Origin of the sequence: Myxococcus sp. XM-1-1-1, from assembly GCF_020037095.1 — a bacterium.
In the GTDB taxonomy this organism is placed as follows: Bacteria; Myxococcota; Myxococcia; order Myxococcales; family Myxococcaceae; genus Myxococcus; species Myxococcus fulvus.
This window is the reverse complement of the sequence record NZ_JAIQDH010000001.1, coordinates 20,660-42,707: the sequence shown is the minus strand read 5'-3', so window position 1 is coordinate 42,707 and position 22,048 is coordinate 20,660. Positions and strand designations below refer to the sequence as shown.

Below are 22,048 nucleotides of genomic sequence, written 5' to 3'. Positions count from 1 at the left end.
TCCTCAGCGGTGGCAGCTCGAGCAGTCCGAGGGCGGCTGGAGGGTGCGAGGGGTCTTCGAGGGCTCGGGAAGCGGCTCACCGGACATGAGGGCCAACAGCTCCCCCTTGCGCGGCGCGGAAGCGATGGGCGCCGTCAGTCCTTGCGCGCCCGTCTTGCGGTGACAGTCCAGACACCAGCCCATCGTCATGGGCTCCACCTGCTCCACGCGCACCATCTGCTCCACCGCGCCGTGGCAGGTCTGGCACTTCAGGCCCGCGGTGACGTGGCTGGCGTGGTTGAAGAAGGCGTGGTCCGGCAGCCGGTGCACGCGCACCCACTGGATGGGCGCGTTGGCTGCCACCGCGGCGGCCACCTTCTGGATTTCGGGCGAGTCCTTCTTCACCTGCGTGTGGCAGTTCATGCAGACGCTGGCGGACGGCACGCCCGCGTGACGGCTCTGCTCGGCGCCCACGTGGCAGTACTGACAGTCCAGCTCGTACTGGCCCGCGTGGACCGCGTGCGAGAAGGCCACCGGCTGCGCCGGCATGTGGCCCTGCTGGTTGTTCACCGGCCCGCTGCACCCGCCCAGTCCCAGCGCGAGGAGCGCGCCGGCCTGGCCGAGCCCGCGGATGGATGCGCGGCTCATGGCGTCTCCTCCCGAGGCGTGCCGAGCAGGCCCGGCTCCACCGACTCCTCCGCGCGCTGGGGCACCGTCGCGCGGTTCATCCGGATGAAGGGCGCCAGCGCCAGCAGCACGAAGCCCAGCAGCACGTGCACCTGGTAGACGGTCGGCGCCGTGAGCATCCGCGTCGCGTCCGGCTGGAACGTCATCAGCGAGCGCACGTACGGCACACCGATGTGCAGGTACCAGGCGGTGCCCCAGCGCAGCGCCACCGCGATGTACACGGCGGTGAGCACGTGCGCGAAGAGCAGGCCCAGGGTGAGCGCGGGCGTCCACTGCCCCGCCTTCGCCTTGCGAAGCCCCAGCGACGCGAGCCCCCAGGCCAGCAGCATCGCGCCGATGAGCTGCAGCGACTCCAGCGTGAACAGGCGCGCGGGAGAGGCGTTGAAGGCCTGCATCGCGCGAGGCGCGGCCAGCCCCAAGAGATGGAAGAACGCGACGATGGCGACCCCCGCCAGCACCGCGCGCCCCGCGGACGTCCAGGGCGTGGTGGGCGGCGCGGGCTCGCGCGCGGTGACCCTCCAGATGGTGCCCGCCAGGGCCACCCCGGCCGCCGCGTACGGCAGGGCGTTGAAGAGGAACGCGTCGCTCACGACTGACCTCGCGTGGACGGAGCCGAGAACATCACTCCGATGAAGCCCAGGACCGCGGCCATGCCGACGAGCCCCAGGTAGAAGAAGTCACGGTCCCCCCGGGGACGGCTGCCATCGCGGGACACGTCCGCGAGGTACGCCTTGAGGGCGTACTGCTCCTCCTCGTCGAGCGGCGCCTTCGCGTAGAGCGGCCCCATCATCGGCCCCTCCAGCTTCGCCAGCGCCGGACGCATGCCCTTCTCGCCCAGCCGCGCGAAGGCGAAGGTGAGGTTGGGGCCCAGCGTGCCGCCGCCCGCCACGCCCAGCCCGCGCACGTCGTGGCAGCCGATGCAGGCCGCGCCGCCGTTCTTCAGCGACTCCGCGCCCTCGAAGAGCCGGCGGCCCCGGGCAATCTCCTCCGGCGTGGCGTCCGTGCCCATCTTCTCCGCGGGCGAGGGCTTGCAGCCGCCCTTCCCCTTCTGCGTGCAGTCGCGGATGAAGGCGTAGAGGCTGTCGCGCTCCGCGTCGGAGAGCGCCTGGTCCGGCATGCGCACGCCGTTGAACTTCGCGAGCAGCTCGGTGGCCACCGGGTCGCCCGAGTCGATGAGCGCGCCGGGGCTCTTGATGAAGCGCGTCACCCAGGCCTCGTCGCGGCGCTCCAGCACGCCGTGGAGGTCGGGGCCAATCCGGTCGCCCTCGCCCATCGAGTGGCACGTGGCGCACCGCTGGGTGAAGAGCTGAGCGCCCTGGCGCGCGGCGCCCTGCGCCAGCGCGGCCGGCGCCGCCAACAGGGCCAGGAGCGGAATGATGGGGACGAGCGTTCGCTCCTGTCGCGGCCGTCCTCCCAGCTCACGTGTCCGCATTGCTGCGTGCCCCTCCTCGCGGGGAGGCCGGGCTCATTGCCCGGCACGCGGGGACGTCAGTGCAACGCGAAGGCCAGGATGATCCACGCCCCACGGCGGCGCGAAGCTCCGGAAATCAAGCGAGCGGTGCGCAGCATTTGCGCGCGGCGACACACGCCGACGCACTGTTTGCCAGCAGGCATCCCGAACGGGCTCGCGGTGCCCGCGCCAGCACGCGCGCGGCGCACGTCATGACGAAGAGGGCCTCACGGCGGCGAACCTTGCGCTCGGCTCCCCGCGAGACACTCGCGAGATGGAGTCCATGCCCCCGCCCTGCTGAAACACGAAGGCCCCGAGGCGAGAGACGCCTCGAGGCCCGGGCCCACGCGGGGAGCACGAGGCTCCACCCGCCTGGAGCGACCCATCACATCGCGGTGGTGGTGAACACGCCGCGGCCGATGGCCATGATGCCACCGATGATGAAGAGCACCGCGAGCCCCACGCCCGCCAGCGGCAGCGCGTAGCCCGGCTGGGGACGCCGGCGATTCACCGAGAGCAGCGCCTGCGCGGAGCCGGCCGCGAGCACCATCATCACGATGTGGCCGATGAGCGCCGGGTAGTAGAAGCGCGTCACCAGCACGAGGATGCCGAGCAGCACCTGGAGGTGCAGCAGGCCCGCGAAGGAGGAGCCGAGGATGCGGCCTCCCTTGTCGAACGGGCGCTTCGTGGCGAGCCCGAAGGCGAAGTAGGCGATGGCCAGCACGCCCGCGAGCAACACCAGATAGCGGAGCCCGGAGTGGGCATAGAAGAACATTCGGTCCATGGGTCTCTCGGGGTTTAGCTCAGGAAGGGTCCGGCTCGGGAGTCTTCTTCGTGCTGGGCGGCAGGGGCGGCGCGGCGATGTGCTCGCGCGGCGGCAGCTCCCCGGTGAGGCTCTTGAGGAAGGCCACCAGGTCATCCACCTCCGCGTCCGTCAGCGTCCGCGCCAGCTGGTGCTTCGCCATCAGCCGCACCATCGTCGGCAGCTCCTCCACGCTGCCGTCGTGCAGGTACGGACCGGTGCGCTCCACGTTGCGCAGCGTGGGCACGCGGAACTTGCCCCGGTCGTCCTCGTTCTTCGTCGCGTCGAAGCGCCCCGCGTCCTTCAGGCCCGGGTAGTCCTCGATGAGCCCCAGCTTCTGGAACGACGTGCCGCCCACCGCCGGGCCGTTGTGGCACGTGGTGCAGCCCGTCACCACGAAGAGCTGCAGGCCGCGCTGCTCCGCCTCGCTCAGCGCCGAGTGCTGGCCGGCCAGGTACTGGTCGAAGCGTGACGGCGTGGTCAACCCCCGCTCGAAGGCCGCGATGGCGCGCGCCGCGTTCGCCAGCGACACGGGCTTCTTGTCGCCGGGGAACGCGTCACGGAAGCGCGTCACGTACTCCGGCATGGAGGAGAGCGTGGCCACCACGCGGCGCTCGTCCGGCATGGCCATCTCCACCGGGTTCAGGATGGGGCCGGACGCCTGCGCCTCCAGCGTGTCCGCGCGCCCGTCCCAGAACTGCGCGATGTGGCCCGCCGCGTTGTAGACGGTGGGCGAGTTGCGAGAGCCCTTCTGCCCGCGGTGCCCGTCCGACAGCGCCTTGTTGTCCACGCCGTAGGTGTCCAGGCCGTGGCAGGTGTTGCAGGAGACGTCGTGGTTCTTCGACAGCCGGGGCTCGAAGAAGAGCATGCGGCCCAGCGCCACCTGGGCCTCGGTGTCCTGGGGCACGGGTTTCGCGTCCTTGGCCGTCGGCGTCGGGCGGAAGAAGTGCGAGAGCTGCTCGGGCGTCATCGGCTTGGGGCCCGGCGGCTTCGGCGCGCTCGCCGTCGTGGGCGGCGCGACGGGCTCCTGCTTGCGCTCACAGCCCGACAACGCGCCCAGGGAGGTCAGCGTGAGCAGGGTGACGAAGCGGGTTCGGGACATGACGCACTCCAGGGGGTGTGGACGGCCCGGCACGCTATCAGCCCCGCCTCCGGCCGGGGCCCGCGTCTTTGTGACGCACCCCGCCCGCGCTTCCCGCGTCCATCAGCCCGTCAGACGCCTGCGCTCCGCCGCTCCCCTGCTCCTCGGACGAGGAGCCCCTGGGTGCGAGGCCGCGCCCTGGCCGCTACCTCCCGGGAGCGACAGCTTTGACGGGCCGCTTTCGCTTCAGCGCCCACGCAGCGGGGCGTCCACCGGGTGCGACAAGCCCGGAGCGCCCCGGCTCGACGACTCGGAGGATGGATGCGGGATGAAGACGGTGGAGACGCGAACCGGGACGTCGATGTCCTCATCTGCCGCAAGTGCCTGATGCGCGGCGCGCGCAGCGGGGGCGGCATCGAGCTGCCGCGCTGGCTCCAGCGCTCGCTCGCCGACCGGGGGCTCGCCGATGAAGTCCGCGTCATGCCCACCGGCTGTCTGCGCCAGTGTCCTCGCGGCAAGGTCACCGTGCTCATCACGGGGGGCCACGCCGAGCAGGGCAGCGCCTTGATGACGGTGGAGCCGCTGCTGGAGCGAGAGCCCCTCCTGCGCCTCGTCGAGGCCCGCGCGCGTCCCGACCAGGACCTCTTGTCCCCGTCGCGTCCCGAGGACGAGCACGACGGGCGGAGCGGCCCGTAGCGAGCCCCGCGCCTGGGGGCTGGGCGTGGGGCCGAAGAGGAGCCGGTCCACGAGCCACGACACGCCCAGGCCCGTCGCCGTCCCCGCGGCGTCCCAGGCCAGGTCCTTGAACGAGAAGGTGGTGCCCCGCCCCAGGTCGTACAGCTCCTTGCCCACGCCCACGCCCATCGCGAGCCCCGCGCCCGTCCAGAGCCGCGCCTCGGGCGGCTCGAAGATCAGCGCGCCCGCGCCGTAGCCCACGCCCGCGAGGACGAAGCAGGCCGCGAAGTGCTTGGGCTTGTCCGGGCCCAGCCAGTCATCCCCCGACGCGGCGCTCGCGACGGGGCTTGCCAGCAGCGCGACGAGACAGGGGACGAACCCGCTCCGGTTGGAAAGCTTCATGAGCAGGGATGTAGCACCCCACGGACCGTCCAGGTGGCCTGTCCCTGGGTGTGGGGATGACCTCGCCGGTGGTGCGTTTTCGAGACGAGTCCAGCACATCGTCCTATGCTCCGGGTCGCGTGAACCGACTCGGCCCCTCGTTCACCTTCCAGCAGCAATCGAACCGGCACCCCGGGCTCGACGGGGCGCGCGGTCTGGCGGTCCTCGCGATGGTGCTGGGACACACGCTGGACGCGCTGCTCTCGGCCGAGGCGCGCCTGCTGCCGTGGGTGCAGCACTACTGGGCCTTCCGCGGCGTCACCGCGCCCCTGTTCCTGCTGGTGAGCGGCTGGGCGGTGGTGGCCGCGCTGGGGACCAAGCCCAACGCCGCGCGCGACACGCTCGGGCGTCGGGTGCGCCGCTCGCTGTTGCTGCTGTTCCTGGGCTACTTCCTGCACTGGCCCGGGTGGCACGCCGTGCGGGACCTGGGCTGGACGGACGCGATGGTGTCGCACGTCCTCACCTTCGACGCGCTCCAGTGCATCGGCTTCGCGTTGCTGGTGGGCTCGGTGCTGCTCGCGCTCGTGCCCGCGCAGGGCGGCCGGCCGTTGGTCCTGCTCGTGCTCGCGGTGGGCATCCCGCTGGTGAGCGCCACCGCGTGGAAGCTGGGCGTGGGTCTGCCGGGCGCGGTGCAGCAATTCCTGGGCAGCGCCGCGGGCAGCCGCTTCCCCTTCTTCCCGTGGGCGGGCTACTTCTTCGCGGGTGCGTTCGCGGCGTACGCGCTGCACCTGCTGCGTCCGGGCTGGCCGCAGGGCCTGGCGCTGCTGGCGCTCGGCGCGGGGATGCTCGGGCTGACGCGGATGACGACCGCGGACTGGACGCCCGCGAGCGCGTGGCTGGTGGCGTACCGCGTGGGTCAGGGGCTCCTGGTGCTGGGCGCCGTCAACCTCGCGCCCGTCCGGTTGAGCAAGCTGCTGGCGCCGTTCGGGCGGCTGTCCTTGTGGATCTACGTGCTGCACCTCCCGGTGGTGTACGGGTGGGCGGACATCGCGGGTCTCGCGGGCCGCATCGGCCCCCGGCTCGGAGTCCCCGCCGCGGTGGGCATCGGCGTGGCGCTGCTCGTGACGTGCGCGGTGGTGGCGTGGCTGGGCCGCTGGCTGACGGAGCAGGCCCGTCCGTGGCGCGCCGGCTCCACCACGCTCAACGCGAGCCTGAGCGGCACGCGCATGAGCCCGCGGGCCTGAACGCCGGCCTCAGTGCCTGGGCTCGTCCTCGGTGAACTCCGCGTCCACCTCCGCGCGTGACGCGCCGGAGCGGATGCGGCCGGGAGGTCCCTTCGACGCCGTGTCGGACCAGGACTCGGGGAACGGCGTGCCGCCCCTGGGCTCCCCCGGGAACGGACCGGGGAACCCCACGCCGCCAATGGTGGTGACCTGGAACGAGCCGTCCCGCATGCGGCGCTCGACCGCGCGGCGCAGGCGCGCCGTGACGAACCGGCGCACCGGAGGCAAGAGCAGCGACAGGCCCACCACGTCGGTCAGGAAGCCCGGCACCAGCAGGAGCAGGCCGCCGAGCATCACCAGCGCGCCGCTGAACAGGCCCTCCTCCGGCACCTGCCGCATGGCGAGCGCGTCGCGCCACCGACGCATCACCCGGCTCCCCTCGCGGCGCGCGAGCCAGGAGCCCACGAGCCCCGTCAGGAGCACGACGGAGAGGGTCGGAAGGAAACCCACCTCCCGGCCGATGGCGACCAGCAGGTACAGCTCCACGAAAGGGAGAATCAGTGCGAGCAGGAAGTACTTGAACACGCCCCCAACCTAACGCCGAGCGGCCCCTCGTGCTGGACAACCCGACGGCAGGGGCGGCGCCCCTCCCCTCGCCCGCTGTCTACCTGCCGCCGAGGCTCCCAATCATCGAGTCCACCAGCAGGTACAGGAAGAAGAAGGCGCCGATGGCGATGAGGAAGAACCTGGCGCCGGGCTGGAAGCCGCGCGAGCTCTCACTCGTGGCCGGGGTGAACGACATGGAGCCCACGGACATGGAGCCCTCGTAGCGGACCGTGCGCAGGTACTGGTCCACCACCACGTGGTCATCCGTGGCCGCGAGCGAGCGCCCCAGCTGGGGGTCCACCAGCCGCGCGCCGGCCGCGCTGGCGATGCCAGCGGCCTCGGCCACCACCTCGCGGACCAGCTCCGTGCGCTCGGACAAGGGGATGTGCAGCTCGGTGGCCACCACCCGTCCGCCCTCGCGCAGCTCGCCCACCTCCACGTCCCCGTGCTCGAGATGCCAGAGCCGGTTGCCGTCCGGACGGGCGCTCACCCGCCGCTCGGAGAGGAGGCCATCCACCCGCGCCGCCTCGTAGGGCGTGCCCGGCGTCTTCGTCTGTAGGAGCAACTCGTATCTCACGCGGGTTGCGAGTATACGCCGCCCAACGCCATGCCCACCTCTTCCAAGCCCCCCTCCGGCCCCCATCGCGGCGGCAGACCCTCCTCCCCGCCGTCCGGACAGGGCCGAGGCCGCCCCCACCACCGCCCCGAAAAGGTGGCCCCGGACCGCACCTCGCCCGAGCTGGGCCCGGATGGCCTGCCCCAGGTCTCCCTGCTGCGCCGGGGCGTCGAGCGCTGGCAGGCGGGCCACCCGTGGATCTACCGCGCCGACCTCAACGGCGACCCGGGCCTGCAGGGCGGCGAAATCGTCCGCGTCACCGACGGGCGCGGCTGGTTCATCGGCAAGGCGTTCTACTCGCGCCAGTCGAAAATCTCGCTGCGCTGGCTGAGCTTCGACGACGTCGCGGTGGACGAGGACTTCTTCCGCCAGCGCCTCCTGTCCGCCCAGGCCCTGCGCAAGAGCGCGCTGCTGGGCGAGACGACGTACCGGCTGGTGCACGGCGAGGCGGACGGCATCCCGGGCCTGGTGGTCGACCGGTACGGCGACTACCTGAGCGTGCAGTTCCTGGTGCCCGCCACCGAGCAACGCAAGGCGCTCATCGCGGACCTGCTCGAGGCGCAGTTCAAGCCGCGCGGCATCGTCAACCGCTCGGACGTGGGCGTGCGCAACCTGGAGGGCCTGACGCCGGAGAAGGGCCTGCTGCGCGGCGAATTGCCCCCGGGCCCCATCTCCTTCGACGAGGGCATGGTGCGCGTGCGCGCGGACCTGCTGGAGGGCCAGAAGACGGGCGCGTTCCTGGACCAGAAGGAGAACCACGTCATGGCGGCGCAGTACGCCGCGGGCGAGGCGCTGGACTGCTTCTCGTACGTGGGTGGCTTCGCGCTCCAGCTCGCCACGCGGGCCCAGAGCGTCACGGCGGTGGAGATTTCCGACCAGGCCGCGGCCCAGCTGCGTGAGAACGCCCAGGCGAACAAGCTCTCCAATGTGGATGTGGTGGCCGCCAACGCGTTCGACTTCCTGCGCGACGCGGTGGACGACGGCAGGAAGTTCGACACCATCGTCCTGGACCCGCCGTCGTTCGCGAAGAACAAGGACGCCTTCGCCGCCGCGGTGCGCGGGTACAAGGAGATCAACCTGCGCGCCATGCAGCTGCTCAGGCCCGGCGGGCACCTCATCACCGCGAGTTGCACGTACCACGTGGACGAGCAGGCCTTCGAGGACATGCTCGCCTCCGCCGCCGCGGACGCGAAGCGGCGCATGCAGATCATCGAGCGGCGCGGCGCGGGCAAGGACCACCCCGTGCTCGTGAACCTGCGGGAGACCCGCTACCTGAAGTGCTACGTGCTGCGCGCGATGTGAGCGCCCGGCGCGCGGCCAGAGGGCGAGGACATGCGGAGCCGGGACTGGGATGACGAGGAGGAAGCGCCCACCACGCGGGGCTCCCACCAGAAGGAGCGCGCGCTCAAGGAAGTGCGCGCCATCTTCCGCCAGGCCGACGCCGCCTACGGCCCCTTCTCCTGCCCCGCCAGCGGTGAGTGCTGCCAGCTGTCCCGCACGGGCCGCCAGCCCTGGCTGTGGCTGCCCGAGTGGGAGCTGCTCACCCAGGGCCGCCCCCTGCCGCCCGCGCGCGAGGACGGCGGCTGTCCCTACCTGGACGCGGCCGGCAAGCGCTGCACCGTGTACGCGGACCGGCCCTTCGGCTGCCGCACGTTCTTCTGCGAGCGCATCCGCGGCCCCGCCCGCCAGCCCGCAGAAACCGTGGGGGCGTTGCTGGAGCGGCTCGAGCGCGTCTCCCAGCAGCGCGAGCCCTCGCTGCGCGCGCCCCGGCCCCTGCTCGAGTGGCACGCCGAGGCCCTCGCCCGGGCGTCAACCAAGACACCCTGACGGGTCATCCCTACCCACCCCACCGCTCCGGGTCTGCATTGAATCCCACTCTTGGATTCAAGCTATTGAGGCAATTCCAGAAGTTCAGAGACACATGACGCATGTATCAGTGTGAACTCGCCCGCCGACGAGGCCATGATTGCGCGGGCAATCCGGCTGTGGAGGCGTGGGCGTGCGGAGAAGTCTGACTGCGAGGACGAAGGGGAACGGAGACCACCCGGTGGCCGGTGGAGCGTCCTCGTCGTGATACCGCCGCGTTGGCTCGTCGCACCGCAGGAGTACAAGGGCACCCTCACGGCGTCGGAGGCCGCGGAGGCGATGGCCCGGGGCGTGCGGGAGGTCTCTCCCGAGGTGGTGCTGGACCTGGCGCCGCTGGCGGATGGCGGCCCTGGCACCGTGGAGGCGTTGCTGTCGGGGACGCGTGGCGAGCGCCGCGTGTGCCGGGTGCATTGTCCCCTGGGCAAGCCGATGGAGGCCGCGTGGGCGCTGCTCGAGGACGGGCGCACGGCGGTGGTGGAGATGGCCGCGGCCTCCGGGCTGGCGCACCTGGAGCCCAATCCCGTCAGCGCGAGGAAGGCGTCGACGTACGGCGCGGGTGAGCTGATGCGGGCCGCGCTGGACTCGGGCTGCGAGCGGCTCATCATCGGACTCGGTGGCAGCGCGACGACGGATGGCGGCACGGGCGCGCTCACGGCGCTGGGCTATCGGTTCCTGGATGCGAACGGACATCCGCTTCCGCCCGGTGGCGCGGCGCTCTCGGCGCTCGCGCGGGTGGACGCGAGTGGACGCCATCCCCGGCTGGGCAAGGTGGAGCTGATGGGCGCCACGGACGTCACGTCGCCGCTGCTGGGCGCGGATGGAGCGGCGCGGTTGTTCGGTCCGCAGAAGGGTGCCGACGCGCAGGGCGTGGAGGAGTTGGAGGCGGCGCTCGCGCACTACTCGCGCGTGGTGGGGGATTTGTCCGCGGGCTGGCCGGGCACGGGCGCGGCGGGAGGCTTCGGCTTCGGACTGGTGGCGCTCGCGGGCGCGCGGCTGGTGCCCGGGTACGAGCTGGTGGCGCGGGCACTGGGGCTGGAGCGGCGCGTGCTGCTCGCGGAGGTGGTGCTCACGGGCGAGGGACGCTTCGACCGGCAGACGTCGCTGGGCAAGGGCCCCGGGGGACTGGCGCGACTGGCGCGTGAGCACGGCACGCCGGTGGAGCTCTTCGCGGGCTCGGTGCGCCGCGATGAAGGCGTGGAGCTGGACCTGTTCCACACGGTGGTGGACCTGAGCACCCAGGCGCGCCCCGGCGCAACGGCGGCGGAGGTGCTCCAGGAGGCCGTGGCGCGCTGGACGGCGGCTCGGCTCAAGACGACGCGCTGAGGCCGGGGCGGAACCTCGGACTCGCGTGACGGGCCCAGGCGACTGGCGTGGGCCCGACGCACGCGGGACCGGATGTGGGGTACCCCACCGGATTCGCGGCTCAGTCTTCCAGCGGGTCCGTCGTGCGCACCACGCGCATGCCCGCCTCGCGCAGTTCCTCGATGGCCGCATCCGCCATCCGGGGGAAGTCGAGCGCGGCCGGCAGCGGATTCAACAGCGGCGCGGGCACCGGGCTCATCGCATCCACCAGAATGTGCACGCGCCCCATCCGCGAGCGGTCCGTGCGCTCGATGTGCTCGCGCAGGTCGCGCAGGGTGGACAGCACGCAGTGCGACTTGGCCTGGCCGAACACGTAGACGCGGTCGAACGTCATGAGCCGCTCGAACAGGCGCGTGTTGAACTCCCCCACGCGCTGGCCCTTCACCTCCGTCACGTCCGGCGACAGCACCGAGTAGTTCTCGGTCAGCGGGTGCTCGCCCTTCAGCTCGAAGTGCGTGGGCGTGTCGCGCACCAGGGCGTGGAACGCGCTCGCCTCGTAGAACGCGGGCACCAGCGCGTGGCTCAGTCCGCCGAGCAGCGCGTGGTACGGCCAGATGGTGTGCACGTAGCGACCTCTCGCCTCCAGTCGCTCGCAGTACTCCAGGCTCTCCGCCTCGAAGCGCGTGGCGCGCCAGCGGCCCGCGCGCACGTCCGCGGCGGTGATGGACGTGAGCGGCGGCGGGGGCTTGCCCTCCGCGTCACGCCACCACGCGGGATGGAAGATTTGAAAGACGCGGTGCGTGTCGAGTGAGAACACCAGCTCCGTCACCCGCCCCAGGTTCGCGTAGAGCCAACGCAGCGTGCGCTGGGTGTCCTCCACCGCGCCCGGGACGAAGAGGCTGGCGCCGGGCGTGCAGAAGGCCACCTGCACGTCGATGCCGAAGGCCGCGATGCGCACGCGGTCCTCGCTCGCCGGACGCACGCGGTGCTCGGCCGCGTAGCGCAGGGCCTCCTCGGCGACCTCTCCGGTGCGCTCCAGGTAGAGCTGTCCGGCGCGAGCGTCGTCGTGGAACCGGGGAATCGGCAGCGTCATGGGTCGTCCTCAGCGTCCCTTGGGGAAGTGCTTGCGCGTGAGCTCCTCGACGAGCGCGCGCGTGGCCTGCGTCTGGGAAATCTTCGCGGGCTCCGAGTTCACCTCCAGCGCCCCCACCAGCGAAGGCGTCTCGGGCTCGGCCTCCATCAGCGGGAAGTACCCATCCGGCACGGGCTCGCCCTCCTGTCCCACCAACCCGATGGGCCCGGAGCCGTGGCGGCGGCGGAACAGGACGGGCGTGCCGGGGATGCTCTGCTTGCCCTCGGCCAGCTCGTTGCCGAACTTCATCACCGGCTGCGGGCCCGTCTGCGACAGCTTGTAGATGGCGGCCACCTTGTCGCGCGTGAAGGGACACTCCATGGTCCGCGCGACGATGTGGCCTCCGTAGCCGTAGAACTGCGAGCCCGGCTCCCAGCCCACCTGTCGACGCAGGTCCTCGAACTCGCGCGTGGCCTCGGCGTCCAGGCCGTCCTCGAGGATGTTGACGGGCTTGATGCCGATGTCGCGCGCGCGCGTCACCGCGTACAGGTACTGGAGCTTCTTGTTGCCCGAGTCGAAGCGGATGGAGTCCCCCGCGCCCGGCTCCTCGCGGATGAGCTGGAAGGCGGCGGGGATGCCGGAGGTGAGCGTGTCGAAGGTGTCCAGCAGGTAGCTGGAGCGCTGCGGACGGCGCTCGCGCATGGCGCGGAAGGCGGCATCGTCCGAACCGAAGCGCTGGATGTGCTCGTGGCCCATGGTGCCCACGGGAATCATCCCCAGCTTGCGCGCGCCCTCCACGTTGCTGGTGCGCGTCACCCCCACGTCCTTGCAGGCCCGCAGGGCCAGCTCGTGCTGCTGCTGGCAGGTGGCCGCGCGCAGGCCCACCTCGAAGATGCGGGCCGGGTCCTCCACCGCGTCGATGAGTTCTTTCACCGTGGCGCGCACGCGCTGCAGGTAGCCCTCCGAGTCCACGGTGATGGGCACCGGCTTGACGCCCACCGCGTCGAGCGTCTCCAGGGCAATCGCCTTCTGCTCGTCGCAGGTGACGCGGGCGAGCGCGCGCGCCAGTCCCTCGCGGTCCGTCAGGGCCTGGGTGGCCACCTGGATGCGGAAGTTGAGCTGGAGCAGCAGCGGCTCCACCCACGAGACGAGCGCGGAGGGACCGGTGACGGTGAGGATGGGCTCGCGGGGGAAGAAGCACGCGCCGCGAGGGATGGCGCGGACGGAGAGCTTCTCCTTGCGGAGGATGGCCGCCTTGAAGCCCACGCCCATCTCGTAGTCGTACTTCGCGAGAAAGTCGTAGTCCTCGGGCTTGGGCTCGGGCAGGAGGGCACGCACATAGGCGGCCAGGTCCAGCGGCATGACCTGGAGGCCACCCTTGCGGTGTGAGTAATAGAACGTCTCCCGGCGCAACGGCCAACCGGCCTCCGCCATGCTGAACTTGTAGCCATCCGTCGCGAGCAGCGAGGTCGCCATCCTGGGTACCTTCCTCCGATGTCACAGGAGACTACGCGCGCCATGATGGGTTTCCTACCCTTCCACCGCGCTTTCCCAAGCACACCGGGCAGGCGTGATTAAACCTGGAACCCATGTCGCCGGCCCCCTCCCGACGCCTCCTCCCCGCGCTCGTCGCCAGCCTCGCCCTGCATGGGCTCCTGTGGCTGGGCGTCGCCAGGGTTCCGGAGGGCGCCCTCCGAGGGCCTCGTGCGCCCCAGCCCCCGCGCCCCGCGCTGGAGTGGGTCGAGGTGGAGGTGCGCTCACCGCCCGCCCCGCCTCCAGTCCCCCCGTCCACGCCATCGGAGGACCGCCGGAGCGATGACGGCGATGCCATCGCGAACGCCCGCGCGCCTCTCCCCAACGCATCCATTGGCGGCGCCCGAAGCGGTGACAGCGGCGCGGCCCCACGGAGGTCCGAAACCAGCCCTCCTCGGCCCGACAAGACCGCACGAGCACCTGAGGCCCCTCCAGCGGATTCCGACCGAACCGACGGCGCCGTCGCACGCGCTACTCCACCCCCGAAGGAAGGCATCGTCCGAGCCGCGCCCCAGCGCGACGCGAACACCCTGACCGCGGACGCGCCGCGCCCCGATACTTCGGGTGCCCTGTCCGCCCAACCTCGCGATGACAGCCCGAGCGGGGAGCTGGCCGACACGCGAGCCATCACGAACCGTCCACCTCCGGCCGACGCGCCCCTCATGGCGCAGGCCCCCAGCGAGAACACTCAGTCAGCTGAGTCTTCCGACGTGCCGCGACAGGCTCCACACGGTGACATCCCGCGCGCGGCGCCCACCGACGCGCGGCGCGAGGGAGCACGCCTGCTGCTCGCGGCCCGGACCCAGCGCGTCTCCGCGTGGCGCAGCGAGGAACAAGCGCCCCAGGAGCGCGAGCTCCGAGGCGCCCGTGAGCCCACCTCCCCCCAGGCGCTCGTCGAGGAGCTGGTCGCCGAGGGCGTCGGCCGGGGCAAGGTGGACCGGGGGCTGGTGCATCCCTACTTCAGCCAGCTGGGCAAGACACTGCTGGGCCTCTGGGACGCGGACCGCGCCGTGAAGGAGCATGGCCTCCAGGGCTACTTCGACATGGGCATGGAGCGCAGCCGCGCGTACGGCCGCGTGTGGGGCGAGCGCGCCGCCAACTACGGCGCCACCGGTGCCTTCGCCGCGAACAAGCCCCTCGAGGAGGACCGTCGCCGCCCCGCGAGCCAGGTCGGAGACCCCACGCTGCGCATGCGCCAGGAGCTGCGCGAGAAGATGCGCGAGGAGTTCCGGGCCACGCGCCGCGCCCTCATCCGCGTCGTGCAGGACCCTCAAGGACGCCTGCTCGACGTCGAGCTCGTGGAGCCCAGCCACCAGCCCGAGGTGGACAACGAGGCGATGAAGGACGTCCGCGCCGCCGCCCAGAAGCTCCCGCCCCCTCCCGCCGAGGCCGTGGGCAAGCGCGAGCGAATCACCAGCCTCTGGGAGTTCGAGCTGATCCTCTCCATCAGCCCGCCCATCCCCATCTTCACCTTCGAGTTCGACGAGGCGCTCGGCTTCATCGACACGCGCCTGCCCCTGGACAAGCGCATCTACAAGCGCGTGCGGCTCGTCGAGCTGCGCTGAGCCGCTAGAGACAGTCGATCAACCCGTCATAGAGCGTGGTGCTCGTGCCGGGCAGCGGCGCGTCCATCGGCTCCGGCCCGGACAGCGCCTTCAACAGCGCCGCCATCGTCGTGCCCGGCACCAACGGGCTCGTGCAGGCCCACGTGCGCGCCTCCGTGGTGATGGCCCCCGACCTGGCATCGATGTGCTCGTAGCTGCCGCCGAACACCCAGAGGCACTGACCGATGACTCCCGAGCGCTGCCCCACCGAACAGCGGAACACCACCGTCTCGATGTTGCTGTAGTCCCCCTCGCAGAACGTGTCCCCGCAGATGTCATCGAAGTTCTTGCGCAGGTTGGCGCGCAGCTGGAACCAGGCGCGGAAATCCTCCTCGGAGCTCAGGTACTCCACCACGTCCACGAACGGCCCGTGCTCCTTGCCCGGAACGAATGCTCCCGGAAGCCCACGTGCCCCCGCCAACGTCGACAGCCCCAACAGCGACAACAACCCCCACGAACGAATCCGCATCACGACGACCTCCGGATGGTGCCGTTCCACCCCACCCGGCCTTGACGCGTTTTTCAAGTAAAGCAGTGTTCACAATTTATCCAAGATGACGTGGAGTGACGCCTTCCAGAAAGGCAGGCCGGCATGCCGTCACCTCTTCGTCGTGTTTCCGAAGTGCTGGTGTCCACCCTCGTCACCGTGTCCCTGGGGCTGCTCGCGGGCTGCGGCGAGGGGTACTCCGAGGACGACCCGTTCGGCGAGGCGCAGCGGGCGCTGCTTGACGGGGTCGGCTCGACGGCGGCGCGCGCGGCGCTCACGAAGCGGTGGGCGCCCATCCACTACCAGGACGTGGACGTGACGGGCTCCCACTCGCTGGGCGGCAAGTCGGACTTCCTCACGCGCGTGGACTTCGACGGGGACTGGAGCGGGACGAACAACTGGGACAACACGGGCTCGCGGCTGTTGTCCGCGCACGCGTACCAGTCCGTCGTCGAGACCAGCTCGCACTGGTACCTGCTCTACCTGTTCTTCCACCCGCGCGACTGGTCCGACAACATCTTCGACAGCGAGCACGAGAACGACGGCGAGGGTGTGCTGCTCATCGTCCAGCGCGACGGCAGCGAGTACGGCGCGCTCGTGGGCGCGGTGACGGTGGCGCACAAGGACTTCTTCTCCTTCGTTCCCACCGGCAGCCCGCTCGGCTCGGGCGCGGAGAGCGTGGACGGCACGCTGTCGCTCGCGTCCTTCGAGGGCGTGCTCCATCCCATCACCGCGCAGGAGGCCAAGGGCCATGGCCTCAAGGCGTGGCCGGCCTACGACATCGTCGGTGACGGCGTGAAGTACTTCCCCTCCCTCACGCTCGCCGAGCAGCCCGCGTCCGCCACCGCCGCGGACGTGCGCTACAAGCTGCTCGACTTGTACGGCGGCGAGGGGCTCTGGCAGCGCCGCGAGCTCTCCACGCTCTTCTCCGGCTGGGGCACCTTCCGCGGCGACACCAGCGGCGGCTGCGGGCTCGTCGCGGGCAACTGCTCGTCCAACTCCGCCAACGCGCCGTGGGGCTGGGACGACGGGAATGACGGCCCGGTGCTGCGAGGAGAAATCGCCACGGACCCGGCGAAGCTCGCCGCGCACTACTTCAGCCCGTCGTCACAGTTCTCCCGGACGTACACCTTCAACCCGTACCAGGGCATCGGCACGGACCCGAACCAGCCCTGAGTCCCAATCACCGAGGAGCGGACGACACCGCCCCGCTCCCCGGTGAGGCACCGTCAGGACGCGCGGCTCTTGCGCGCCACCGGACGCCGCGCGCGGCTGCGCACGGGCGTGGTGGGCGCGTTGCCGTAGACGCGGTCGTAGTCCTTCATGCTGCGGCGGATGACCTCGAGCGCCTCGGGGCGGTCATACACCTCCGCGATTTCGACGCTGCGCTTGCCCTCGCCGGGAATCTGCTTGTAGGTGAGGAAGTAGTGCTTGAGGCGGTCGAGCAGCGGGCGCGGCAGCTGCGCGATGTGCTGCAGCTCGCCGTAGACCAGGTCGGACTCGAGCACGGCGATGATCTTGTCGTCCGCCTCGTCGCCGTCGACCATCCGGAAGCCGCCCACCGGCACCGCGCGCACCAGGAGGTTGCCGTTGCTGACCACCTTCTCCGTCAGCACGCAGATATCAATCGGGTCGCCGTCGCCCTTGATGTCGCGCATGCCCGTGCGCTCGGCGCAGCGCTTCGCCACCAGCTCGTCGCAGAACGTCTGCGGGATGAAGCCGTACAGCGTGGGGCACTGGCTGCTGAAGCGCTGCGGGCGGTCCAACATCAGGATGCCCGACTCCTTGTCCAGCTCGTACTTCACCGCGTCCGTGGGGACGATTTCGATGTACGCGGTGACGACCTCCGGAGCGTCGTTGCCAGGGGTGATTCCGTGCCAGGGATGAGATGCGAACGACTTCTGAGGTGCGGGCTTCTTCATGTAGGTACGTCTCCCGAGCGTCGACACGCCTCGGAGTAGAGTTGCGCGACCGCGTCCTCCAGTTGGCGCGTGAGCGCCTCGCGGTCCTGAATCGTCAGGCCTTGCGTGGTGATGGGCGCTCCCACCGCCAATGCCACGCGCTGTCCCCACCGCACGGCCCGTCCTCCCTTGGGAAGGATGAGCCGGGTCCCTGACACGGCCATGGGCACCACCGGCACGCCCGCCTGGATGGCGAGCGTCGCGGCCCCCTTCTTGAACGGCCGCAGCCGACCGTCCTCACTGCGCGTGCCCTCGGCGTAGAAGAGCACGCTCACCCGCTCGCGCAGCGCCGTCACGGCCTCCTCCAGCCGGGCCCTGTCTTGACTGCTGCCGCTGCGCACCACGGGGATGTTGCCCGCCAGCCGCAGCGCCGAGCCGAACACCGGAATCTTGAACAGCTCCGCCTTGGCCACGAAGCGCGTGTGCTTCTCCAGGTAGGCCAACCCCAGCGGCGCGTCGTAGTGCGACTGGTGGTTGCACACGAAGACGACGTGGCCCTCCGTCGGAATGTGCTCCAGGCCCACCGCCTCGTGACGCACGCCCGCCGACGCCAGCACGCCCTGCGCCCAGAGCTTCAGGAGCTTGTCCGCCTCCCGATGCGCGCCGGCCACCGACAGCGCCGATATCGCCGACGACGCAGCGCCCGTCAGCCCCACTGCTGAAACACCCGCGAACGCTGTCCGGACGATGTCTCGAATCACACGAACTCGTGGGCGGGGAACAGGAGCACATCCGAGATGCGCTGGACCCCGAGCAGCAGCATCAGGATTCTGTCGAGCCCCACGGCGATGCCCGCCGAGGGTGGCATTCGACCTACCGCGTCGAGGAACCGCTCGTCCAGAGCATACACGGAACGTCCCAGTCTGCGTCGCAGGTCCTGTTCCTCGAGCAGGCGGGCGCGCTGCTCGGCCGGGTCCGTCAGCTCGCTGAACCCGTTCGCCAGCTCCAGCCCCTTCGCGTACAGCTCCACCCGCTCCGCCACCGCCGCGTCCCCGGGCTTGAGCCGTGACAAGGCCGCCATCGACGCCGGGTACTCGATGAGGAACGTCGGCCGGTCGAACCCCAGCCCCGTCTCCACCCGCTGCAGGAACAGGTGGAAGAACACGTCGTCGAAGCTCTCCGCGTCGCCCGTCCGCACACCGATGGCCTCCGCCGCCCGCTTGAGCGAGGGCCCGTCCGAGTGCACCCGGATGTCCACCCCGGTGGCGCGCAGCACGGCGTCGCGCACGGTGAGCCGCTCGTAGGGGGTGCGCGTGAAGAAGGCCGGGTCCGCGCCTGGCTCACCCTCCGTGGCCGAGCGCCCCGCCTCCGCCAGCGCCCCCTCCAGGTCCGCCATGATGGCGTGGTAGTCCGCCTGGGGCCGGTAGAACTCCAGCATCGTGAATTCCGGGTTGTGCGTGGTGGAGACCTCGCCGTTGCGGAACACCTTGCAGAGCTGGAACAGGGGGCCGGCCCCGTCTGCGAGCAGGCGCTTCATCGCGTACTCGGGGCTGGTGTGGAGGTAGAGCGGGCGCTCGACGCCCACGTTCGTCTCCGGGACGAAGCGGGCCTCGAAGGCGTTGATGTGCGGCTCCATCCCGGGGGTGGGGATGAGCAGCGGGGTCTCGACTTCCAGGTAGCCTTGTGCCGCGAAGAAACGTCGCAGGGCGGAGTAGAGGGCCTGGCGTCCGCGGGCGGCCCGCCATTGAGAAAGGTTGGGCATGGGCGGGCCGGAAGTAACATGAGGCCCCACATGCACCCAAGGATTCCCCTCCTCCTCGCAGTCGCCTGCTGCCTGAGCGCCTGCCACAAGGCGCCTCCCGCCGACAACCGGCCGCCTCCGACGGAGGAGCAGTTGCTGACGGCGGACGTCCGAGCCCTGGCCTCACGCGCGGAGACGCTGCTCGAGGCCCAGCACCGCCTGGTGTGGGTGTTCTGGACCGAGGGCCGCCACGTGGACGTCTCCGGGACGTACGCGGGGCAGGAGGACCTCTTCACGCTCGACAACATCCGGAAGCTGGACCGGCTGCGCCAGCTCACCCAGGACCCGCGCGAGGTGCGCGCCCTCACCGCGCTGCACTCGCACTTCGCGGGCGAGTACCTGTCGCACGCGCTCGCCGAGCACAACGACGCGTCCGCCAACCTGGAGGCGTCGCTCACCTTCAACCTGGACGGCAAGGAGCTGCGCTACCGGGATTTGGAGCGGCTGCTCGCCAACGAGCGCAGCGGCAATCGGCGCAAGGCGCTCTACGCGGCGGCGACGCCCGCGCTGGAGCGGCTCAACCAGACCTTGCGGCGCAAGGAGGAGGAGGCCGAGAAGCGGGTGAAGGAGCTGGGCTTCCCCTCGTACGAGGCCTTCGGCAGCGAGCTGCGGCAGGCGGACCTGGGCAAGCTGAGCGTGCTGGCGGAGGAGATCCTGCAGGCCACGCAGGGGCCGTACCGCGTCGTCATGGAGCGGCTGGCGCAGCGCGAGCTGAACCTGGCCTTCAAGGACATCACCCGCGCGGACATCCCGCGGCTGTTCCGCTCGCGCGAGGTGGAGGACGCGTTCCCCAAGGGCGTGTCGCTGAAGAAGGCGCACGAGACGCTGGCGGGGATGAAGCTGGACCTGTCCGCGCAGAAGAACGTGGAGATCGACGAGCGCGACTTGCCGAAGAAGAACTCGCGGCCCCTGGCGCTGGCGGTCCGCGTGCCGGAGGACGTGCGGGTGTCGTTCAAGCCCGGCTCGGGGGTGCTGCACCAGGCGAGGGTGCTGCACGAGTTCGGGCACGCGCTGCATGCGGCCTTCACCGCGGAGACGCGCTTCGAGCTGGCGCGGTTGGGCAACCCCACGGTGGGCGAGGCGTACTCGTCGCTCTTCGAGGACCTGCTGGAGGACCCGGTGTGGCTGGAGGAGCACGCGGGCCTGAGCGGCGAGGAGCGCGCGAAGTACCTGGCGACGTCGAGCGCGCACAAGCTGTACCTCATCCGTCACGCGGCGGGCCGGCTGCTGTACCAGTTGGAGCTGCACCGGCGCGCGGACGTGGACCCCAGGGAGCTCTACCGGGAGATCATGTCGCGCACGGACGACATCCCGATGACGGCCGAGGACACGGCGCGCTACCTGGTGGACCAGGAGGACTTCTTCCAGTCCGCGGACAGCTTCCGCGCGTGGTTCCTGGCGGGGCAGATTCAAGCCCAGCTCAAGGCGCGCTTCGGTCCGTCGTGGTGGCACTCGCCGGAGGCGGGTGAGTTCCTGAAGACGCTGTGGGCGAAGGGCAACGCGCTGTCCGCGCGCGAGGTGGCCCAGGCCATCGGCGAGCCGGGCATCGAGCCGGACGTGCTGCTCTTGCGCCTGGGCACCACGCTGCAGGTGCCCATCCGGTTGGACATGAAGTCGGAGGACACCGTCAGCGCGCCCGGGCCGGAGGGTGCGCCCGCGCCCACGGCGCAGGATGCGACGCCGCAGGGCGCCGCCTCCTCGATGCCCGCCGCTGGCCCCGGGCAGTGACGCGACGGGCCCTGCCTCGCGAGGGGCAGAGGCCTTCGTCATGTGGGCCCCATCAACGACAAGGGCCCCCGCCCTCACAGCGGAGGACGGAGGCCCGGTGTCGCGTCAGCGACGCTGAGGACTACAGGAGCTTCATCAGCTCCGCGCGCTTGGCGTTGTACTCGTCATCCGAGAGCACGCCCGCGTCCTTCAGCTCCTTGATCTCCTTCAGGCGCTGCGCGGGGCTGCGCGTGTCGGCCGGGGCCGCCTGCTGCGCGGGCTCCGCAGGACGCTGCTGCTGTTGCTGCTGGTTGTTCATGAACTGCTGGGCCATGCCGAAGCCCATGCCCATGCCCATGCCGCCCAGCGCGTTGCCGCTGCTCTCGCCGCCCTTGGCCATGCCCTCGGCCGCGCCGAGCATCGCCTGACCCTGCGCGTACTGCTGGAAGCCGCCGGCGAGGCGCGAGTACGCCACGTCCTTGCCCAGCTTCTTCAGCGTCGCCTCGTCCTCCTCCTTGATGCTGACGTGGAAGTTGCCCATCCGCACCACGGTGAGCCCGTAGTCGTCCACGTGCGGCTTGAGGCCGGCGATGACCTCCGTCTCAATCTCCTCCGTGTACGCACCGCTCGTCACGTCGAGCAGCGGCCAGCGCTTCTTCACCAGCAGCTCGGCGATGCGGTCGCGCGTCACCTTGAGCACCTGGTTCTTGAACCAGCCCAGCAACGCCTCGTTGTTGGAGCGGCCCATGCCCACCAGGCCCACCACGAGCTTCTCCGGGTCCGTCACGCGGATGGAGAAGTCGCCGTACACCATGGTGCCGATGCCCAGGCCCGTCTCCGGGTCGCGCACGTCGCCGATGGGGCCACCGAACTTGATGCCCGGGAACTCACGGACGGAGACGAAGAAGACCTCCGCGACGAACAGGTTGCCGCCCGTGAACTTCTCCAGCAGGCGCGACAGGAAGGGGATGTTGTTCGAGTCGAGCTGGTGACGGCCCGCCCCCAGCTTCCCCTCCACCTTGCCGTCCTTGACGAAGAGGGCCACCTCGTCGGCGTCCACGGTCAGCTGGGTCAGCATCCGGATGTTGTTCTCCGGATACTTGTAGATGATCTCCCCCTTCGCCGTGTCCGCGCGAGCGATGAAGTTGCGCTTCGCCTCACCCTTGATGGTGTCGAAGATACCCATTGCTAGTCAGCGCCTCCGTGGCCGCCGTGGCGGCCGGCAAATCCGCGCCACCACCCGACCCTCTCTAAGAACATGGCCCCCGCGACGAA

Annotated in this window: 22 protein-coding genes; 7 read left to right on the top strand and 15 right to left on the bottom strand. The window is 70.8% G+C overall.

Going from position 1 to position 22,048, the window contains the following annotated elements; genetic code table 11:
- Positions 1-3: 3 nt before the first annotated feature.
- The 6 genes from K8640_RS00175 to K8640_RS00150 all read right to left on the bottom strand — a co-directional run bounded on the left by K8640_RS00175 (position 4) and on the right by K8640_RS00150 (position 5,076).
- On the bottom strand, positions 4-627 hold the full coding sequence (locus tag K8640_RS00175) for a cytochrome c3 family protein (RefSeq protein ID WP_223745221.1): 624 nt from the start codon (positions 625-627) through the stop codon (positions 4-6).
- A complete protein-coding gene (locus K8640_RS00170) occupies positions 624-1,256 on the bottom strand; it encodes a respiratory nitrate reductase subunit gamma (RefSeq protein ID WP_223745220.1) in 633 nt (210 codons plus the stop codon). Before K8640_RS00170 ends, K8640_RS00175 begins: the two co-directional genes overlap by 4 nt.
- Positions 1,253-2,098 (bottom strand): cytochrome c, encoded by an 846-nt coding sequence (locus tag K8640_RS00165; protein ID WP_223745219.1) that lies wholly within the window; start codon positions 2,096-2,098, stop codon positions 1,253-1,255. Before K8640_RS00165 ends, K8640_RS00170 begins: the two co-directional genes overlap by 4 nt.
- Before the next feature lie 403 nt (positions 2,099-2,501).
- Entirely contained in the window at positions 2,502-2,900 is a 399-nt protein-coding gene (locus K8640_RS00160) for a hypothetical protein (protein WP_046715465.1), read from the bottom strand.
- A gap of 19 nt (positions 2,901-2,919) precedes the next feature.
- Complete coding sequence (locus K8640_RS00155) at positions 2,920-4,020, bottom strand: cytochrome-c peroxidase (protein WP_223745218.1); 1,101 nt, start codon at positions 4,018-4,020, stop codon at positions 2,920-2,922.
- Between the two features lie 225 nt (positions 4,021-4,245).
- Positions 4,246-5,076, bottom strand: coding sequence for a YfiM family protein (locus tag K8640_RS00150; protein WP_223745217.1), 831 nt, complete (start codon positions 5,074-5,076; stop codon positions 4,246-4,248).
- Between the two features lie 119 nt (positions 5,077-5,195).
- Here K8640_RS00150 and K8640_RS00145 point away from each other — a divergent pair, with 119 nt between their 5' ends.
- Entirely contained in the window at positions 5,196-6,299 is a 1,104-nt protein-coding gene (locus K8640_RS00145) for an acyltransferase (RefSeq protein ID WP_370640293.1), read from the top strand.
- Between the two features lie 9 nt (positions 6,300-6,308).
- Here K8640_RS00145 and K8640_RS00140 read toward each other — a convergent pair whose 3' ends face one another.
- Positions 6,309-6,863, bottom strand: coding sequence for an FxsA family protein (locus K8640_RS00140; RefSeq protein WP_223745216.1), 555 nt, complete (start codon positions 6,861-6,863; stop codon positions 6,309-6,311).
- A gap of 79 nt (positions 6,864-6,942) precedes the next feature.
- A complete protein-coding gene (locus K8640_RS00135) occupies positions 6,943-7,449 on the bottom strand; it encodes a hypothetical protein (protein WP_223745215.1) in 507 nt (168 codons plus the stop codon).
- Positions 7,450-7,491: 42 nt separating this feature from the next.
- Between K8640_RS00135 and K8640_RS00130 the strand changes: the two genes are divergently transcribed.
- The 3 genes from K8640_RS00130 (at position 7,492) to K8640_RS00120 (ending at position 10,689) form a co-directional block, all read left to right on the top strand.
- Positions 7,492-8,802 carry a class I SAM-dependent rRNA methyltransferase gene (locus tag K8640_RS00130; RefSeq protein ID WP_223745214.1) on the top strand — a complete coding sequence of 437 codons (1,311 nt, stop codon included), beginning with the start codon at positions 7,492-7,494 and terminating at the stop codon, positions 8,800-8,802.
- A 30-nt stretch (positions 8,803-8,832) separates the two neighbouring features.
- The gene (locus tag K8640_RS00125; protein WP_223745213.1) at positions 8,833-9,327 is read left to right on the top strand and encodes a YkgJ family cysteine cluster protein; all 495 of its coding nucleotides are present in this window, start codon (positions 8,833-8,835) and stop codon (positions 9,325-9,327) included.
- A 243-nt stretch (positions 9,328-9,570) separates the two neighbouring features.
- Positions 9,571-10,689 (top strand): glycerate kinase, encoded by a 1,119-nt coding sequence (locus K8640_RS00120; protein ID WP_223745212.1) that lies wholly within the window; start codon positions 9,571-9,573, stop codon positions 10,687-10,689.
- Positions 10,690-10,789: 100 nt separating this feature from the next.
- Here K8640_RS00120 and K8640_RS00115 read toward each other — a convergent pair whose 3' ends face one another.
- Positions 10,790-11,761, bottom strand: coding sequence for a nicotinamidase (locus K8640_RS00115; RefSeq protein ID WP_223745211.1), 972 nt, complete (start codon positions 11,759-11,761; stop codon positions 10,790-10,792).
- Positions 11,762-11,770: 9 nt separating this feature from the next.
- Positions 11,771-13,216, bottom strand: coding sequence for a nicotinate phosphoribosyltransferase (locus K8640_RS00110; RefSeq protein ID WP_223745210.1), 1,446 nt, complete (start codon positions 13,214-13,216; stop codon positions 11,771-11,773).
- Between the two features lie 767 nt (positions 13,217-13,983).
- Between K8640_RS00110 and K8640_RS00105 the strand changes: the two genes are divergently transcribed.
- Positions 13,984-14,838, top strand: coding sequence for an energy transducer TonB (locus K8640_RS00105; protein WP_223745209.1), 855 nt, complete (start codon positions 13,984-13,986; stop codon positions 14,836-14,838).
- A gap of 4 nt (positions 14,839-14,842) precedes the next feature.
- On the opposite strand, the gene K8640_RS00100 is transcribed toward K8640_RS00105, so the two are convergent.
- Positions 14,843-15,346: a hypothetical protein gene (locus K8640_RS00100; RefSeq protein ID WP_223745208.1), complete on the bottom strand. Its 504-nt coding sequence runs from the start codon at positions 15,344-15,346 to the stop codon at positions 14,843-14,845.
- A 123-nt stretch (positions 15,347-15,469) separates the two neighbouring features.
- Here K8640_RS00100 and K8640_RS00095 point away from each other — a divergent pair, with 123 nt between their 5' ends.
- Positions 15,470-16,540, top strand: coding sequence for a hypothetical protein (locus K8640_RS00095; RefSeq protein WP_223745207.1), 1,071 nt, complete (start codon positions 15,470-15,472; stop codon positions 16,538-16,540).
- Between the two features lie 53 nt (positions 16,541-16,593).
- Here K8640_RS00095 and K8640_RS00090 read toward each other — a convergent pair whose 3' ends face one another.
- From K8640_RS00090 to epmA, 3 genes are read right to left on the bottom strand one after another with little or no spacing between them, the layout of a single operon-like run.
- Positions 16,594-17,286 (bottom strand): inorganic pyrophosphatase, encoded by a 693-nt coding sequence (locus K8640_RS00090; RefSeq protein WP_223745206.1) that lies wholly within the window; start codon positions 17,284-17,286, stop codon positions 16,594-16,596.
- The gene (locus K8640_RS00085; RefSeq protein WP_046715480.1) at positions 17,283-18,026 is read right to left on the bottom strand and encodes a 1-acyl-sn-glycerol-3-phosphate acyltransferase; all 744 of its coding nucleotides are present in this window, start codon (positions 18,024-18,026) and stop codon (positions 17,283-17,285) included. The genes K8640_RS00090 and K8640_RS00085 overlap by 4 nt, the downstream gene beginning before the upstream one ends.
- Complete coding sequence (epmA, locus tag K8640_RS00080; RefSeq protein ID WP_223745205.1) at positions 18,023-19,027, bottom strand: EF-P lysine aminoacylase EpmA; 1,005 nt, start codon at positions 19,025-19,027, stop codon at positions 18,023-18,025. The genes K8640_RS00085 and epmA overlap by 4 nt, the downstream gene beginning before the upstream one ends.
- Positions 19,028-19,057: 30 nt before the next feature.
- Here epmA and K8640_RS00075 point away from each other — a divergent pair, with 30 nt between their 5' ends.
- Entirely contained in the window at positions 19,058-20,794 is a 1,737-nt protein-coding gene (locus K8640_RS00075; RefSeq protein ID WP_223745204.1) for a chromosome segregation protein SMC, read from the top strand.
- Positions 20,795-20,915: 121 nt separating this feature from the next.
- Here the strand turns inward: K8640_RS00075 and K8640_RS00070 are convergent, their stop codons facing one another.
- Positions 20,916-21,959 (bottom strand): SPFH domain-containing protein, encoded by a 1,044-nt coding sequence (locus K8640_RS00070; RefSeq protein ID WP_223745203.1) that lies wholly within the window; start codon positions 21,957-21,959, stop codon positions 20,916-20,918.
- Positions 21,960-22,048: the final 89 nt, after the last annotated feature.

What these genes read in the sequence shown, in the direction of transcription:
- K8640_RS00175 (WP_223745221.1), bottom strand. Translation starts at nt 627, where the DNA reads ATGAGCCGCGCATCCATCCGCGGGCTCGGCCAGGCCGGCGCGCTCCTC.
- K8640_RS00165 (WP_223745219.1), bottom strand. Translation starts at nt 2,098, where the DNA reads ATGCGGACACGTGAGCTGGGAGGACGGCCGCGACAGGAGCGAACGCTC.
- K8640_RS00160 (WP_046715465.1), bottom strand. Translation starts at nt 2,900, where the DNA reads ATGGACCGAATGTTCTTCTATGCCCACTCCGGGCTCCGCTATCTGGTG.
- K8640_RS00155 (WP_223745218.1), bottom strand. Translation starts at nt 4,020, where the DNA reads ATGTCCCGAACCCGCTTCGTCACCCTGCTCACGCTGACCTCCCTGGGC.
- K8640_RS00150 (WP_223745217.1), bottom strand. Translation starts at nt 5,076, where the DNA reads ATGAAGCTTTCCAACCGGAGCGGGTTCGTCCCCTGTCTCGTCGCGCTG.
- K8640_RS00130 (WP_223745214.1), top strand. Translation starts at nt 7,492, where the DNA reads ATGCCCACCTCTTCCAAGCCCCCCTCCGGCCCCCATCGCGGCGGCAGA.
- K8640_RS00125 (WP_223745213.1), top strand. Translation starts at nt 8,833, where the DNA reads ATGCGGAGCCGGGACTGGGATGACGAGGAGGAAGCGCCCACCACGCGG.
- K8640_RS00115 (WP_223745211.1), bottom strand. Translation starts at nt 11,761, where the DNA reads ATGACGCTGCCGATTCCCCGGTTCCACGACGACGCTCGCGCCGGACAG.
- K8640_RS00110 (WP_223745210.1), bottom strand. Translation starts at nt 13,216, where the DNA reads ATGGCGACCTCGCTGCTCGCGACGGATGGCTACAAGTTCAGCATGGCG.
- K8640_RS00100 (WP_223745208.1), bottom strand. Translation starts at nt 15,346, where the DNA reads ATGCGGATTCGTTCGTGGGGGTTGTTGTCGCTGTTGGGGCTGTCGACG.
- K8640_RS00095 (WP_223745207.1), top strand. Translation starts at nt 15,470, where the DNA reads ATGCCGTCACCTCTTCGTCGTGTTTCCGAAGTGCTGGTGTCCACCCTC.
- K8640_RS00090 (WP_223745206.1), bottom strand. Translation starts at nt 17,286, where the DNA reads ATGAAGAAGCCCGCACCTCAGAAGTCGTTCGCATCTCATCCCTGGCAC.
- epmA (WP_223745205.1), bottom strand. Translation starts at nt 19,027, where the DNA reads ATGCCCAACCTTTCTCAATGGCGGGCCGCCCGCGGACGCCAGGCCCTC.
- K8640_RS00075 (WP_223745204.1), top strand. Translation starts at nt 19,058, where the DNA reads ATGCACCCAAGGATTCCCCTCCTCCTCGCAGTCGCCTGCTGCCTGAGC.
- K8640_RS00070 (WP_223745203.1), bottom strand. Translation starts at nt 21,959, where the DNA reads ATGGGTATCTTCGACACCATCAAGGGTGAGGCGAAGCGCAACTTCATC.